The organism is Pantoea phytobeneficialis (assembly GCF_009728735.1).
In the GTDB taxonomy this organism is placed as follows: domain Bacteria; phylum Pseudomonadota; class Gammaproteobacteria; order Enterobacterales; family Enterobacteriaceae; genus Pantoea; species Pantoea phytobeneficialis.
Genome location: NZ_CP024637.1, coordinates 320,809 through 336,102 on the forward strand (window position 1 = coordinate 320,809; position 15,294 = coordinate 336,102).

The window sequence follows — 15,294 nt, forward strand, 5'->3', positions numbered from 1 at the left end:
CGGCAGTGCTGAGTTGCCCCACCTGGTGCGCTACGGCGCACCTTTTTTATGCGTGCAATAATCGCGTGATAAATCACGCCGCTACGGAACGGCCCGTAGTGGCGCGATTTATCGCGCAAACTAACTGATCTGCCGCCGCTGGTGGATATCCGCCAGCAAAGCATTGACATGCGCATCGCGAAACAGCGTTTCCAGCGTGACGCGCAATTTACGCCGCCAGTTGGGATACTGATCAGTGGTGCCCGGTATATTCACCGGTGCGGCCATATCCAGCCAGTCCTCGGGTTGCAGTCCAAGCAATGCGCTGCTGCTGTCGGCCAGAAAGCCGTGCATTGCATGGTTCAGCGTGGTGTTCATCACGGTCTGACGGATAAATTTCGCCAGGTAGCCAGTGCGGCGCAGGCTGCGCACCAGCGCCTGTTTAGCCGCCCGCCGCTGTTGATGCAACCCGGCGAGGATAATTTTGTCAGGATACAGTCCCAATTTGCTGCCGGTCGTCAGGTCATCACTTTGCCACCAGCCACGCAGCGTCGGCATATCATGGGTGGTGGCAACTGCCATCGCCTGACGCAACCATTGGCGCGGTGGGCGGAAACCCGTTGCCGAGGTTTGCTCAAAATAAAGCACTTTGTAGGAATACACCCCGGCGTCACGCAGTTTGCCAATAATCGCGTCCGGCACGGTTCCCAAATCTTCGCCAATCACCATACAGCGATGACGCTGGCTCTCCAGCGCCAGGATGGCCAGCAGGTCGTCAATCGGATAGTGGACATAGGCACCCTGGGCCGCGTTGCCGTCGCGCGGGATCCACCACAGACGCAGCAGCGCCATCACATGATCAATGCGCAATGCCCCGCAGTCGCGCATATTCGCCCGCAGCAGGGTAATCCAGGGTTGATAGGCTCGCGCCTGCATTACTTGCGGGTCCATCGGCGGCAATCCCCAATTCTGACCAAGCGGGCCAAGAATATCCGGCGGAGCGCCAACGCTGGCTTGTAAACAATACAGATGGCGATCGCCCCAGGTTTCCGCGCCACCTTGTGCCACCCCCACCGCCAGGTCACGGTATAACCCGATTGGCATTTGCTGTTGCTGGCACACCTCCCAGCAGGCGGCAAACTGGCGGGCGGCCAGCCACTGAAGCCACAGGTAAAAATTCACCTCATCGCTGTGTTCAATACGAAAGGCGCGTACCGCTGCGCTGTCAGGATGCTGCCAGACCTGCGGCCACACCTGCCAACCATAATTGCCCTCGTCCTGCGCCAGCAACGCCGCATGTAGCGCATCAAACACCCCCTGAAGTTGCAAACTTTCACCGCCGGCGGTGACGAAGGCTTCAAAGGCATTGACGTCGGGATCGGCCAGGTCGCGCTGGCAGAAATGTGCCCAGGCGAGACGCAGCGCGGTCAGTTTGAGTTGCGTTACGGCACGATAATCCACCCAGTCGCAGGCACGCACGTCCTGCCATATCTGCCGCGTCGCGGGGGATTGCCACCAGCTTTGTGCATCCTCGCTCCGGATAAAATCGTCCACCGCATTCACATCGATATAAATAACATTTAACCAGCGGCGTGATGAGGGGCTGTAAGGGCTGGCGCTCTCCGGCATCCCCGGAAACAGGGCGTGCAGGGGATTCAGACCAATGAAGGCACCGCCACGCTGCGCCACTTGCTGAAGCATCAGTTTCAAATCGCCAAAGTCACCGATGCCCCAGTTATGCTCTGATCTCAGAGTATAGAGCTGGACGCAGGCTCCCCACAGCGATTCACCGTTCAGCAGTTCGCCCGGCTCATAACAACGTGACGGTGTCACGATAATCTTGCAGCTAAAGCTGTTGCCGGCTGATGATAGCGTAAGCTGATGATATCCCTCTGGTAAAACGGGTAAACGTAGCGATTGGTCCGGGACGCATTGTCCTGACCACTCATCGCCGCTTTCGCTTTGCAGCCGCCAGAGCGCCGGACCGGTCAGGGTTGGTGATAACTCCAGCGGCTGACCGTGCTGAAACACCCTCACGGCGGGTAACGGCGCTCGCTCAGCAACAGCGGGTTGCATGGCCGCCAGCAGGCGCTGGCGGGTATCGGCGGAAATAGTTTGCGACTGGCCGTGGGCATCAATGTAATCCAGCGCGATGAGATTGTGTGGTTTCATCGGATTCCTCAGCGTTCCGCCTGCCAGATACGTTGCTGATAATCACGGATCGACCGATCGGAGCTGAACATGCCGCAACGCGCGGTATTCAGGATCGCGGCACGCGTCCAGCCTTCCTGATCGGCCCACAACGTTTCCGCCTGTTCCTGAGCCTTCAGGTAGTGACGGAAGTCAGCCAGCACCAGATATGGATCGCCGCCCTGCGCGTTAAGGCTGTGCAGCAATTCGGCAAAGGCGTGGGTATCGCCATCGCTAAAGGTGCCATCTTCCAGCGCCTTCAGCACCTGATCGAGCTGACGATCCTTCTTGCGCCACACGGCGGGAGCGTAACCCTGTGCTTTCAACGCGTTAACCTGTTCTACGGTGTGACCGAAGATAAAAATATTTTCGCTGCCAACCTGCTCCGCAATCTCGACATTTGCTCCGTCAAGCGTGCCGATGGTCAGAGCGCCGTTCAACGCCAGCTTCATATTGCCGGTGCCGGACGCTTCTTTGCCGGCGGTGGAGATCTGCTCAGAAAGATCGGCGGCAGGGATCAGGCGCTCCGCCACCGAGATGTTGTAGTCGGGGATGAACACCACCTTTAACCGGTTACCGACACGCGGGTCGTGATTGATGACGTGCGCCACTTTGTTGATGGCGTAGATGATGTTTTTCGCCAGCGCATAGCCCGGTGCAGCTTTGGCACCAAACAACACCACACGCGGCGCGAGATTCGCCTGCGGATCGCTGACCAGCGTCTGCCACAACGCGATGATGTGCAGCAATGTCAGGTGTTGGCGTTTGTATTCATGCAGACGCTTAATCTGCACGTCAAACATCGCTTCAGGATTAATAGCGATGCCGGTGCGCGCCAGAACCCAATGCGCCAGCTCAACTTTATTGTGTTGCTTGATGGCGCGATAGTGCGCGCGGAAGTCGGCATCATCGGCAAAGGCTTCAAGGCCCTGCAACGCATCCAGATTGTTGATCCAGGGTTGCGCTAAGGTGTCGCTGATAAGCCGCGCCAGTGCCGGGTTGCATTGATTAATCCAACGCCGGGGGGTGATACCGTTGGTGACGTTATGGAATTTCTCCGGCCACAAGCTGTGATATTCAGGAAACAGATCCTGTACCACCAGTTGTGAATGCATCGCCGCGACGCCGTTCACTGCGAAGCCGCCCACCACGCAGAGGTTTGCCATCCGCAGTTGGTTGTTATGCACCAGCGCCAGCTTCGCCCAGCACGCGTCATCGCCCGGCCAGCGCGCATCGACCTGCTTTTTAAGCTGGGTATTGAGGGTATTGATGATCATCATATGGCGCGGCAGCAGGGCGCGTACCATACGCACGTCCCAGCACTCCAGCGCTTCCGGCATCAGCGTATGGTTGGTGTAAGCAAAGGTGCGGCGGGTGATCTGCCAGGCCTGTTCCCAATCCATCTGATGCTCATCCAGCAACAGACGCATCAGCTCAGGGATCGCCAGTGTGGGGTGGGTGTCATTGAGCTGAATCACTTCGTAATCTGGCAACGTGGCGATGGGGTGTCCGGCCTGATGGTGGCGGCGCAGGATGTCCGCCAGCGAGCAGGCACACTGAAAATATTGCTGCATCAGACGGAGCTTTTTGCCTGCTGCATGATTGTCGTTGGGGTAGAGAACCTTGGTCAGTTTCTCGGCATCAATGCCGGGCTGCTCGGCACGTAAAAAGTCGCCATCGTTAAAGCGTTGCAGGTCGAAAGGCTGTGCATGCTTTGCCTGCCACAGACGCAGCGGTTGCGTGATGCCATTTTCAAAACCGACCACCGGCAAATCCCAGGCTTCACCCTGCAACAGGAACGCCGGTTGCCAACGTGCATTGATCACCTTGCCACCAATGCCAACCGTGACGTTTAACGCGGCGTTATGGCTAAACCACGGATAGCGATCGCGCTGCCAGTCATCCGGCAGTTCCTGTTGCTTACCTTCGACAAAACGCTGGCGAAACAGGCCATATTGATAATTCAGGCCATAGCCGATTGCCGGTTGTCCCACGGTGGCCATCGAGTCAAGAAAACAGGCAGCCAGACGGCCCAGCCCACCGTTGCCCAATGCCGGATCGGTTTCACATTCCAGCACCTCACTCAGATTAATGTCCCACTGTTTCAGCGCATCGTTAACGGCGTCATACCATCCCAGATTCAGCAAGTTGTTCCCGGTCAGACGCCCAAGCAGAAATTCCATCGAGAGATAGTTAACGTGACGTTGAGGTGTGCTGCGGGCGTGAGCGGGAAGATCAGCCAGCATATCGGCCAGTGCACCACTCAGGGCATGCCACCACTGATGTGGTGTCATATCGCGTGCATCGCGTAAACCAAGACGTTGCCACTGGCGGGTGAGGGATTGCATAAAACGTGAACGATCAAAAAGCTGTGTCATAACCGGATGTCCTGTGAGAGCGAATAAAGTCTGCCCGCCAGTGTGCCTGTGGCTGGCTATACGCTCCTCCTCCTGCGGTAAATTCACCAGGGAGGATAAGCAGGGTGGAGAGGGTGAGGGGAATCTGAAAGTGTGTCAGGAATGTGATAACTGCCGCTTTTGTAAAGATTACTTAATGAGTTTGCTTGCAATCACTCCGCGAATAATCGAAGTTGTGTGAATAATAATTTCGAAGCGTAAAAAAATAATCGCTAAATGTAAGGGAGATGCATGCGTCTATGTTAATACCCTCGAAACTCAGTCGCCCTGTCCGTCTGGAAAGCACCGTCACGCGTGACCGCCTGCTGCAAAAACTCACCGCGGCCGGTAATTATCGGCTGGTGTTGGTGACCAGCCCCGCAGGCTACGGTAAGACCACGCTGGTTTCACAGTGGGCGGCGGACCAAAGCAATCTGGGGTGGTATTCACTGGACGAGGGGGATAATCATCCCGAACCTTTTGCTGATTATCTGATTGCTGCGTTGCAACAAGCTACGCAAGGGGGGTGTCCCCGCAGCGAGTTGCTGGCACAAAAGCGTCAGTACATGAACCTCAATGCATTATTTGCGCAACTGTTTATTGAGCTGACGGAGTGGCAAAAACCGCTGTGGCTGATTGTCGATGATTATCATCACATCACTAATCCCGCCATTCATGAGGCAATGCGCTTCTTTTTGCGCCATCAACCCGACAATCTCACGGTGATTCTGCTGTCACGTAATTTGCCGCAACTGGGTATCGCCAATCTGCGGGTACGTGAACAAATGATTGAACTGAGTAGCCAGCAGCTGGCCTTTACCCATCAGGAGGCGAAGCAGTTTTTTGATGGGCGTCTGACGGCACCGCTCGCCTGTGAAGAGAGCAACCAACTGTGTGATGATGTAGCAGGCTGGGCCACTGCCTTGCAGTTGATTGCGCTCTCCGCCCGTCAGGGGGCCAGCTCCGCCCAGGATTCTGCGCGTCGCCTTTCCGGCATCAACGCCAGCCATCTTTCGGATTATCTGGTGGAGGAGGTGCTCGACAACGTTGACGTCGCCACGCGTCATTTTCTGTTGAAAAGTGCGCTGCTACGTTCCATGAACGATGCGCTGATTACTTGCGTCACCGGGGAAGAGAACGGACAGATGCGGCTGGAAGAGATCGAGCGGCAGGGGTTGTTTTTACAACGTATGGATAATTCCGGGCAATGGTTTAGCTATCATCCGTTGTTTGGCAGTTTTTTGCGGCTGCGTTGTCAGTGGGAACTCGCCGCCGAGTTGCCCGCTATTCATCGCGCCGCCGCAGAAAGCTGGATGGCGCAGGGGTACCCGCGCGAAGCTATTCATCATGCGCTGGCGTCCGGTGATGCAGGGATGTTGCGTGATGTGTTACTCGTCCATGCCTGGACGCTGTTTAATCAGAGCGAATTAACGCTGCTCGAGGCATCGCTCAAAACCTTGCCGTGGGAGACATTGCTGGAGAATCCTCGTCTGGTGTTATTACAGGCGTGGTTGATGCAAAGTCAGCATCGTTTTTATGAGGTTAACAGCCTGCTGGCACGCTTTGAAGCGGCGTGTTGTCGCGATATCGACGAGGCATTACGCGGGGAATTTAACGCGGTTCGTGCCCAGGTCACCATCAACAATGGCAACGCCGAGGAAGCGGAACATCTGGCGATGCTGGCGCTGGAGAGCCTGCCTGAAAGTTGTTATTACAGCCGTATTGTCGCCACGTCGGTGCTGGGTGAAGTGATGCATTGTAAAGGCGACCTGGTTAATTCACTGAAGCTGATGCGTCAGACGGAGCAAATGGCGCGACGTGACGAGACCTGGCACTACGCGCTGTGGAGCCTGATTCAACAGAGTGAAATTCTGTTTGCTCAGGGTTTTTTGCAGGGCGCGTATGAGACACAGGAGCGGGCGTTTGTGTTGGTGAATGAACAACACCTGGCGCAATTTCCTCTACATGAGTTCCTGTTACGCATCCGCGCGCAACTGATGTGGGCATGGGGGCGGCTGGATGAGGCCGAGCAGGCGGCTCGCGCGGGTATCCGGGTGTTGAAAGGGTATCAGCAGCAGCAACAAATTCAGTGCCTGGGCCTGCTGGCACAATGCTCGCTGGCGCGGGGCAATCTGGATAATGCCCGCAGTCACCTGAATCGGCTGGAAAACCTGCTGAATAACGGTAACTGGCACAGTGACTGGATCGCCAATGCTGACGAGGTACGGGTGATTTACTGGCAGATGACCGGGGATAAACAAAGCGCCAATACCTGGATGCGCCAGACGGCGAAACCGGCGTTCGCCAATAATCATTTTCTGCAAGGCCAGTGGCGCAACGTGGCGCGGGCACAGATCATGTTGGGTAATATGACGCAGGCAGAGGTGGTGCTGGATGAATTAAATGACAACGCGCGCGCACTACGATTGATGAGTGATTTGAATCGCAATTTGCTCCTGATGAATCAAATCTACTGGCAAACTGATCGTAAAGTTGATGCGCAGCGAACCTTAATTGAAGCCCTGAAGTTGGCACGCAGCACGGGGTTTGTCAGCCATTTTGTTATTGAGGGTGAGATGATGGCGCAGCAATTGCGGCAACTGATTCAGCTCAATATTCTGGATGAGCTGGATAACCACCGGGCGCGACGTATCCTTGATGAACTGAATAAACATCACCGCCATAAATTTGCTCATTTTGATGAGGGTTTTGTCAGCCGTTTGTTAAATCATCCTGATGTTCCGGAACTCATTCGCACCAGCCCATTAACGCAGCGGGAATGGCAAGTGCTGGGACTGATCTATTCTGGCTACAGCAATGAACAGATTGCCGGTGAGCTGGCGATCGCGGCAACAACCATTAAAACGCACATTCGGAATCTGTATCAAAAGTTAGGGGTGTCTCATCGTTCGCAAGCGGTGAATCAGGCGCAGTCAATGTTAAGAATGATGGGGTATGTTTAATGATTTAACCCGTTAAACTCAGTGCCAATAATAAGCGTAGCGGGTGATTTTTTTTATTATCTTTCTTTCTCGTCCTGGTGATGACGTCTATATTTATCAGCAGACTGGCTTCATATCGAGGCAGATATGTTTCTAAACTACTTTGCACTGGGCGTTCTGATCTTTGTATTCCTTATTATTTTTTACGGGATAATTATCCTGCACGATATCCCTTATCTTATTGCAAAATCACGTAATCATCCTCACGCCGATGCGATACATGTGGCTGGCTGGGTGAGCCTTTTTACGCTTCATGTTATCTGGCCATTTCTCTGGATATGGGCCACCCTGTATCGCCCGGAACGGGGTTGGGGAATGCAAAGTCAAAATGATTCGCTGGAACTACTTAAGTTACGCGTTGCTGAACTGGAGCGAAAACAGGGTATAAGTAACGCTCCTCCTGCGGAGTAATCGTATGGATTTACTGATTATTTTGACCTATGTTGCGTTTGCGTGGGCCATTTTTAAACTATTCAAAATACCGGTTAATAAATGGACGGTGCCAACAGCCGCATTGGGTGGCGTTTTTCTGGTAGGCGCACTTATCCTGTTGATGAACTATAACCATCCCTATACTGCTCTGGCACAAAAAGCGGTGATATCCATTCCTATTACGCCGCAGGTCACCGGTATTGTTAAAGAAGTGACCAACAAAACGAACACTGAAATTAAAAAAGGAGAGATGCTTTTTCGCCTGGACAGTACGCGTTATCAGGCGCGAGTGGACAGATTAAAGGCAGATTTAGCGACGGCCATTTCAAATATTCAGACGCTGAAGAGTCAATTAGATGAGGCCATTGCGAATACGAGCAATGTATCAGCAGAACGCGACCGTTTATTAAAAGACTACCAGCGTTATTTACAGGGAAGCAAAGCAAAGGTTAATCCATTTTCGGAAAGTGATATTGATCATGCGCGCCAGAACTACTTAGCCCAGGATGCATTGGTAAAAAGTTCGGTGGCGGAACAGGCGCAAATCAAAAGCCAACTCGATAGCACGGTTAATGGAGAACAATCACAAATTGTCAGCCTGCGCGCGCAACTGGCAGAAGCGCAGTACAACCTGGACCAAACCATCGTTCGGGCGCCGAGCGATGGTTATGTTACCCAGGTGCTGATCCGTCCCGGCACCTATGCCGCAGCCTTGCCACTGCGACCAGTAATGATTTTTATTCCTGAGCAAAAACGACAGATCATTGCGCAATTCCGACAAAATTCATTGCTACGTCTGGAGCCGGGAGATGAAGCTGAAGTGGTATTTACTGCTATTCCGGGTCAGGTCTTTCCCGGAAAATTGACCAGCATTCTTCCGGTAGTCCCTGGCGGCAGCTATCAGGCACAGGGGACGCTACAATCGTTGACCATCACACCTGGCTCTGATGGTGTCCTGGCAGTGATTGAACTGCAACCGAATGCTGATGTGGATGCATTACCCGATGGCATCTTTGCACAAGTTGCTGTTTATTCAGATCACTTTACACACGTATCGGTGATGCGGAAGGTGCTGCTGCGAATGACCAGCTGGATGCATTATCTCTATCTGGACCATTAAAACCCAGCAGGCGTCGCTACGTGAATTCTGAGAGAAGCGCAGGGGGATTGGGCGGGAGATTTTGCGTAGCGCTGCCAGGTGTGTTCCGGTTATTTCGTAGCGGCGCGATTTATCGCGCATCATCCAGCAGTGGTGACGTAAAACCTGCGCGATAAATCGCGCCGCTACGGGATGGGGTGGCGTTGCGGGGTTAGCCGGATATCGCATTTAACATAATTCACGTTATGTGTACTTGTGTTATAGAAGCAAAGCTGACTTAGCCGTTATGAGCTAAACTAACCTGGCCGCTTCGGGCTACCTGCTGAGGAACCTGATATGGCGGCTTCTGGTGCGGAGTTTTTTACGATGAACGAAGTTAACCGGCTTAAAATGATCCAGGACGTTATTGACCGGCGGCTCACTACCCGTCTTGCCGCAGAACGCCTCGGGATCTCCGACAGACACTGCCGCCGCCTGCTTCAGCGTTACCGCGAAGACGGCCCGCTCGGCATGGCTGACCGGCGGCGCGGCAAGCCCAGCAACTATCAGCTGCCTGAAGGCCTTGCTGAACATGCCATCCAGATCATCCGCGAACGTTATGCCGACTTCGGTCCGACGCTGGCCTGCGAAAAACTGGCCGAGCTTCACGGCGTGGTGTTATCCAAAGAGACAGTGCGTAAGCTGATGATACTTTCCGGTCTCTGGATCCCCCGCAGACTGCGTGCACCGAAGATCCAGCAGCCACGCTGCCGACGCGCCTGTGTCGGCGAACTGATACAGATCGACGGCTGTGACCACCGCTGGTTTGAAAACCGTGGCCCGGCCTGCACGCTGCTGGTTTACGTCGATGACGCGACCAGCCGCCTGATGCAGCTCCATTTTGTGAAATCAGAGTCCACGTTTACCTATTTTGAAGCCACACGCGGCTATCTGGAGCAGCACGGCAAGCCGCTGGCGTTTTACAGTGATAAAGCCAGTATCTTCCGCATTAACAACAAAAACGCGGCCGGCGGTAAGGGACAGACTCAGTTCGGACGTGCAATGAACGAACTCAACATCACCGGCATCTGCGCCAACACCAGCTCAGCCAAAGGACGCGTGGAACGCGCCCATCTGACATTGCAGGATCGCCTCGTTAAAGAGCTGCGTCTGCGCGGCATCAGCACGCCGGATGCGGCCAATGCCTTCGCAGATGAGTTCATGGCCGATTACAACCTCCGCTTTGCGAAGGCTCCCCGGCATGATTTTGACGTTCACCGGCCTCTCGATGCAGACGACGATCTTGAGGCGATTTTTACCTGGCGTGAGCCGCGCAAGGTCTCAAAATCGCTGACGGTACGTTACGATAAGATGCTCTGTCTGCTTGAAGATAATGAGCAGAGCCGCCGTGTCATCGGTAAATATCTGGACTCCTGGCAGTATCCGGACGGTCACGTCGAACTCAGAAGTAACGGAACGGTACTTCCCTACTCTGCTTACGATCGCCTGTCTGAAGTTGACCAGGGGGCCATCATTGATAATAAGCGGCTGGGTCACGCGCTTGCGGTGGCTAAGCTGATGCAGGATAAGCGCGATAACACGCGCTCACAGGCACTTCCTGCCGGAACAGGCCCGGGCCGGAGGGTCGGGAAGAAAGACCCGAACAAAAAACGGCAGCGGGCAATAAACGAAGATGATTTACTGGAAGCCGTGAATGATTTACAGACGCGCGGTAAAGAGATATTTGGCGGTTAAACCCTGTGTTTAACCTGAACAACGGACAACTCAGCTTGGCCTGAACCCGGTCATCTGTGCTTAGGTTCAACACAATGTGTTACTCCAAAGCGCTAAGGAGATGCGGATGTTTTCCTGGACTGTTATGTTGTGATCCCCAGATGCTCCCGGTAATTCACCGGACTCATTGCACCTAATGAGATCTTGATTCGCTTCTCGTTATACCAACGTATGTACCTGTTCAGGAAGCACATAAAATCTTCCAGCGTTGTGCTCGCCCAGTTTCTGCCGTAGTACATTTCATTTTTGACCCGCCCGAAGAAGCCCTCGCACGCTGCGTTATCCGACGAACAACCTTTGCGCGACATAGACCTTACAAGACCCGACCTGTTGATACGATCCAGCCAGCCCGGCCATCGGTAATGACTGCCTCTGTCACTGTGTATCACCGGTCTTTCATTTTCCCTGAGCGTATCGATCGCATCATCGAGCATGGCATTGACCAGTTTTGCGTCCGGACGTGTCCCTATGGCCCAGCTCACCACTTTGCCATCAAAACAGTCGATGACTGGCGACAGATAGACCTTGCCTGCCGGAAGATGGAACTCGGTAATATCGGTCAGCCACTTCTCATTTGGCCGGTTGGAACGAAAATTTCTGGCGAGGAGATTTTCTGGGGCCTGACCGATTTCTCCGCAGTAAGCGCTGTATCGCCGGCGCCCGGCACGCTTAACAATCAGCTGTTCTTCAGCCATCAGTCTGCGGACGACCTTTTCTGAGATGTATGTGTTGTTTTCACGGAGCATCGCATGGAGGCGCCGGTAGCCATAGCAGCGATAATTGAGACTGTCCGCAACTGGATGATCTCAGACGGACTCTGGCGGCCGCATTCACGGCGTCAGGCTCACATTTATCAGCCACGACACCGGCGCGACTGTCTCGGCGAACTGGTGCAGCTGGACGGATCTCATCATGCCTGGTTTGAGGATCGGGCACCGAAGTGCTGCCTGCTCGTGTACGTTGACGATGCCACCGGCCGCCTGATGCACCTGCGCTTCTGCGATTCGGAGTCAGCATTCGATTATATGACAGCAACACGGGAGTATATTGATTTACATGGAAAACCCGTCGCATTCTACAGCGACAGGCACGCCGTTTTCAGGGTTAACGGTACGGACGCACGCCGCAGCGGTACCACACAGTTTGGCCGTGCACTGCGCGACCTCAGCATAGAGCGCATCTGCGCCAACAGCAGCCAGGCCAAAGGCCGCGTGGAGCGCGCCAACCAGACACTGCAGGATCGGCTGGTGAAGGAGCTGCGGCTGCACAACATCAGCTCCATCAGCGAGGCGAACCGCTGGATTACGGGCTTTATCGACGACTTTAACCGCCGTTTTGCACGACCTCCCAAGTAGATGACACTTTAACTTAGCCACTGAGACGACATCTTAATAATGGATAGACATGTGTTATAGAGGCAAAGCTGACTTAGCCGTTCTGGAGATGCGGATGTTAGGATATTTGAAAATGCCTGTTTTTAGTCAGTTCATAATATGCCCTGGTCATTATGCTGTTATTTTAAGCTATATAAAAAACGTTTTCTTTTCTCATACAAAACGCAAACCTTTTAAAGTTCAAATTAAGCCATCCGCCTTTTCCGGTTATCCGATCTATTGAACCAACCTCGCTGTTTGCTGACTAATATGTTAACTTTTGCCGTCATGTTAACGTTCTTAAGATGTTAACGGTGCGCGCCTAATTTTCGACCAGCCAGAGCAGTCTGTGCGCAGAGGATACCAGATATGAAGGTTTTAATTATTTGTCGGGATAATATTGGCGACACGCTACTGACGACGCCGCTTTTAAGTGCGCTCGCACAGTCTGGCCAGCATCAGGTCGATGTGCTAACCAATAATTATGCGGCACCGGTATTAAAAAATAATCCCGATATACGACAACTTTTGTATTACACCAAACTACATCACCGCGACGAAGGTCAGGGTCGACTGAACTGCCTGTTCCAACGATTGATGCTGATGATTAACCTGAAAAAGCAGAAGTATGATGCGGTGGTCCTCGCAAAAAGCCGCTGGGACCAGCACGGACTGAAATGGGTAAAAATCATACGTCCTGGCAGAGTCATTGCTTTAGGCGAAGAGTCACATCCGCTGATTACCGACCTGCTTCCACCGGCCAGTCAGTCTCAGCAACATATCAGTGAAATCCTGTTCAGCCTTGGACGACCGTTTAATCTCAGCGCCACTGCGCCAGGTAAACTGACGCTTTTGCCGGATGCTGAGAGTGCAAACAACCTGCGTAACAGCTACGCCATCGATCCCTCTCTCCCGGTTTATGCATTACAAATTAGCGCCCGCAAGCCAAGCCAGCAATGGGAGGCCGCCCGGTTCGCTGAACTGGCAGACAAAATTGCTACCCGGCATCGTTGTCAGATTATGCTGCTGTGGTCACCCGGTAGCCGAGACAATCCACGCCATCCGGGTGATGACGACAAAGCTCGCGAAATTATGGCACTTTGTACGCACCTGCCGGTGAAAGCGGTGGCGACAACCACCCTGCCACAGCTTATCGCGGCCATGTCCTTATCTCGCGGCCTTGTAAGCAGTGACGGCGGCGCGATGCATATTGGCGCTGCGCTGGGACTTCCGGTTGTCGCGCTATTTGGTGACAGTGACCCGGCATGCTGGCATCCCTGGCAGGTGAAGCATAAGGTATTGCAACCAGCCTCGCGCCATGTCAGCTCGCTCAGTACGGATGAGGTCTACGACGCATTCCTGCAAACCATCATTCAGTAACCACCTCAGGCCAGTGTCCAAGTCTGGCCGCTTCGCATAGCAGTGCAACCGTCAAGGGGTGATAAGAAAACCCCTTCCGACGGGTAAACAAAGGGAATTGCAGGCGTGTTGCCGGAAAATAGCGTGCATCATCATAATGCTTTGAACTGACTGCAAAAGTGATAAAAAAGTCATTCATCAGATCTGCAAATTCAAACTCATTCAGGGGTAACCTTTGCACGTAAAAGTTGGGGTGATCAACTTTCTTAAACCAACCTAGCGCGGTTGGCTTGTTATGATATTCGATTAGAGCAATCACCGCTGCCAGCATGGAGGGTTGTGGCGTGTTAGTCATTATCCCACCAGTTTCACTATGGCTTGTTCGACCTCTTCAACGGTGATCGAAGTCATGGGATGTTGCGAGTCATCTTCAGGCGGGCGGTGAATAATGATATGACGGTCACTGTCCTGACAGGGGCCGGTATAACGAGGATTGGCGGTAGAAAAGAGGCTGACGGTACGAACCTGCGCAGCGACCGCAATATGCATCGGTCCTGTATCACCCGTTACCAACAGATCCAGGCTGCGGATCAAGTTAATCAAGCCGCTGAGATTGGTTTTACCCGCCATCGGCGTAACATTTTTTCGGTAATGCAGCGGCAGGCTATCAATAAACTCCTGTTCAAGATGCTGCTCATGCGGCGCACCGGTCACGATGATTTCACAGTCAGGCCAACGAGTAAGCAGCGCTGCCACCAACTGGCAGAATGATGTTAGTGGCCAGCGACGAATATCTTTAGATGCACCTAACTGAAATCCAATACGCAGGTGGTCACCTGATCTCGTAACGCTGCTTTCCGATTCCGGCAGATGCATCCGGGTCTGATGCGACTGCGCACCGAGCGACTCAATCAATTTAAGTTTGCGTTTAATGGTGTGATCGTCGAAATAACCCGAGTAATGGTCCAGATGTTTATTAAGAAGTGGCGACTCGCTGCCGTAATGGTCGCGCACAATGACCTTACTGCCAGTTAATACTGCGCTCATAACATCGTACGGAAAATGGCCGTGTAATATCACCGATAAGTCGGGTTTCTGCCGGCGCAACTTGAAGAACAATGGCAGGTAATTCAGTAACTTATTGTCCCATATATAGATTTTATCAAACCACTGATAGCGGCTAACTAAATCCTTATTCTTCTTACTGGAAACCAAAATGAATTGACTGGCAGGGAAGCGATTTTTAAGGCTCCAAATAGCCGGTGTATTCATCAGAAAATCGCCCAGTGCAGTGGTGGAATAGATCACCACAGTTTTGGGATTAAGATCGTGTAAGGAAGGTGCTGTTTCCCTGCTAAAAAATCGCGAGTAAAGCGTTAAAATTTGGTCTATGAGATATAGTTTTTTTTTCTTCACGTTTGCAGCACCCTAACTGTATAAAAAATACTCAAAAAAGTCTTTTATGGATATTTAGAGGTTAATCCGGGGATTAAAGTTCATTGCGAAAGCACATTTTCATCCGGTTAACCTCAGATTAACTGGACAGGCTTCAGTTTGGCAATCTTCTCTAATGTACAGGGATGATGATTATAGCCCAGCAACATCACAGCATCACCTGATCCGAAGGGGTTATCATTTACTTCAAGCCACCGATTCTGGCTGCGCTATCACCCTTCAAACCCGGCCTGAAA

9 protein-coding genes and 2 pseudogenes are annotated in these 15,294 nt (G+C 53.0%); 6 read left to right on the forward strand and 5 right to left on the reverse strand.

Annotated elements, in window-relative coordinates:
- Positions 1 to 120 precede the first annotated feature (120 nt).
- Both malQ and malP read right to left on the reverse strand, forming a co-directional pair.
- Positions 121 to 2,151 (reverse strand): 4-alpha-glucanotransferase, encoded by a 2,031-nt coding sequence (gene malQ / locus CTZ24_RS21745; protein WP_208726545.1) that lies wholly within the window; start codon positions 2,149 to 2,151, stop codon positions 121 to 123.
- 8 nt (positions 2,152 to 2,159) lie between these two features.
- On the reverse strand, positions 2,160 to 4,547 hold the full coding sequence (gene malP / locus CTZ24_RS21750; protein ID WP_208726547.1) for a maltodextrin phosphorylase: 2,388 nt from the start codon (positions 4,545 to 4,547) through the stop codon (positions 2,160 to 2,162).
- A 278-nt stretch (positions 4,548 to 4,825) separates the two neighbouring features.
- Between malP and malT the strand changes: the two genes are divergently transcribed.
- The 4 genes from malT to CTZ24_RS21770 all read left to right on the forward strand — a co-directional run bounded on the left by malT (position 4,826) and on the right by CTZ24_RS21770 (position 10,832).
- A complete protein-coding gene (gene malT / locus CTZ24_RS21755) occupies positions 4,826 to 7,528 on the forward strand; it encodes an HTH-type transcriptional regulator MalT (protein WP_208726549.1) in 2,703 nt (900 codons plus the stop codon).
- 126 nt (positions 7,529 to 7,654) lie between these two features.
- A complete protein-coding gene (locus CTZ24_RS21760) occupies positions 7,655 to 7,978 on the forward strand; it encodes a DUF3302 domain-containing protein (protein WP_208725604.1) in 324 nt (107 codons plus the stop codon).
- A gap of 4 nt (positions 7,979 to 7,982) precedes the next feature.
- Positions 7,983 to 9,119 (forward strand): HlyD family secretion protein, encoded by a 1,137-nt coding sequence (locus tag CTZ24_RS21765; protein WP_208725605.1) that lies wholly within the window; start codon positions 7,983 to 7,985, stop codon positions 9,117 to 9,119.
- Between the two features lie 315 nt (positions 9,120 to 9,434).
- Entirely contained in the window at positions 9,435 to 10,832 is a 1,398-nt protein-coding gene (locus CTZ24_RS21770; RefSeq protein WP_208725606.1) for an ISNCY family transposase, read from the forward strand.
- A 122-nt stretch (positions 10,833 to 10,954) separates the two neighbouring features.
- Here CTZ24_RS21770 and CTZ24_RS21775 read toward each other — a convergent pair.
- Positions 10,955 to 11,653: pseudogene (locus tag CTZ24_RS21775) on the reverse strand (IS3 family transposase); the annotation flags it as partial.
- Between CTZ24_RS21775 and CTZ24_RS21780 the strand changes: the two are divergent.
- Together CTZ24_RS21780 and CTZ24_RS21785 are read left to right on the forward strand one after the other, a co-directional pair.
- Positions 11,651 to 12,220: pseudogene (locus tag CTZ24_RS21780) on the forward strand (ISNCY family transposase); the annotation flags it as partial. The pseudogenes CTZ24_RS21775 and CTZ24_RS21780 sit on opposite strands and share 3 nt — an antisense overlap.
- Before the next feature lie 393 nt (positions 12,221 to 12,613).
- A complete protein-coding gene (locus CTZ24_RS21785) occupies positions 12,614 to 13,624 on the forward strand; it encodes a glycosyltransferase family 9 protein (RefSeq protein ID WP_208725607.1) in 1,011 nt (336 codons plus the stop codon).
- On the opposite strand, the gene CTZ24_RS21790 is transcribed toward CTZ24_RS21785, so the two are convergent.
- Both CTZ24_RS21790 and CTZ24_RS21795 read right to left on the reverse strand, forming a co-directional pair.
- Positions 13,614 to 13,958, reverse strand: coding sequence for a DUF1493 family protein (locus tag CTZ24_RS21790; RefSeq protein ID WP_244634055.1), 345 nt, complete (start codon positions 13,956 to 13,958; stop codon positions 13,614 to 13,616). The two genes, CTZ24_RS21785 and CTZ24_RS21790, sit on opposite strands and share 11 nt — an antisense overlap.
- Positions 13,958 to 15,019, reverse strand: coding sequence for a glycosyltransferase family 9 protein (locus tag CTZ24_RS21795; protein ID WP_208725608.1), 1,062 nt, complete (start codon positions 15,017 to 15,019; stop codon positions 13,958 to 13,960). The genes CTZ24_RS21790 and CTZ24_RS21795 overlap by 1 nt, the downstream gene beginning before the upstream one ends.
- Positions 15,020 to 15,294: the final 275 nt, after the last annotated feature.

Excerpts from the sequence above, each read along its gene's own strand:
- CTZ24_RS21765 (WP_208725605.1), top strand. The coding sequence starts at position 7,983 with ATGGATTTACTGATTATTTTGACCTATGTTGCGTTTGCGTGGGCCATT.
- CTZ24_RS21785 (WP_208725607.1), top strand. The coding sequence starts at position 12,614 with ATGAAGGTTTTAATTATTTGTCGGGATAATATTGGCGACACGCTACTG.
- malT (WP_208726549.1), top strand. The coding sequence starts at position 4,826 with ATGTTAATACCCTCGAAACTCAGTCGCCCTGTCCGTCTGGAAAGCACC.
- malP (WP_208726547.1), bottom strand. The coding sequence starts at position 4,547 with ATGACACAGCTTTTTGATCGTTCACGTTTTATGCAATCCCTCACCCGC.
- CTZ24_RS21770 (WP_208725606.1), top strand. The coding sequence starts at position 9,435 with ATGGCGGCTTCTGGTGCGGAGTTTTTTACGATGAACGAAGTTAACCGG.
- malQ (WP_208726545.1), bottom strand. The coding sequence starts at position 2,151 with ATGAAACCACACAATCTCATCGCGCTGGATTACATTGATGCCCACGGC.
- CTZ24_RS21760 (WP_208725604.1), top strand. The coding sequence starts at position 7,655 with ATGTTTCTAAACTACTTTGCACTGGGCGTTCTGATCTTTGTATTCCTT.
- CTZ24_RS21790 (WP_244634055.1), bottom strand. The coding sequence starts at position 13,958 with ATGACTAACACGCCACAACCCTCCATGCTGGCAGCGGTGATTGCTCTA.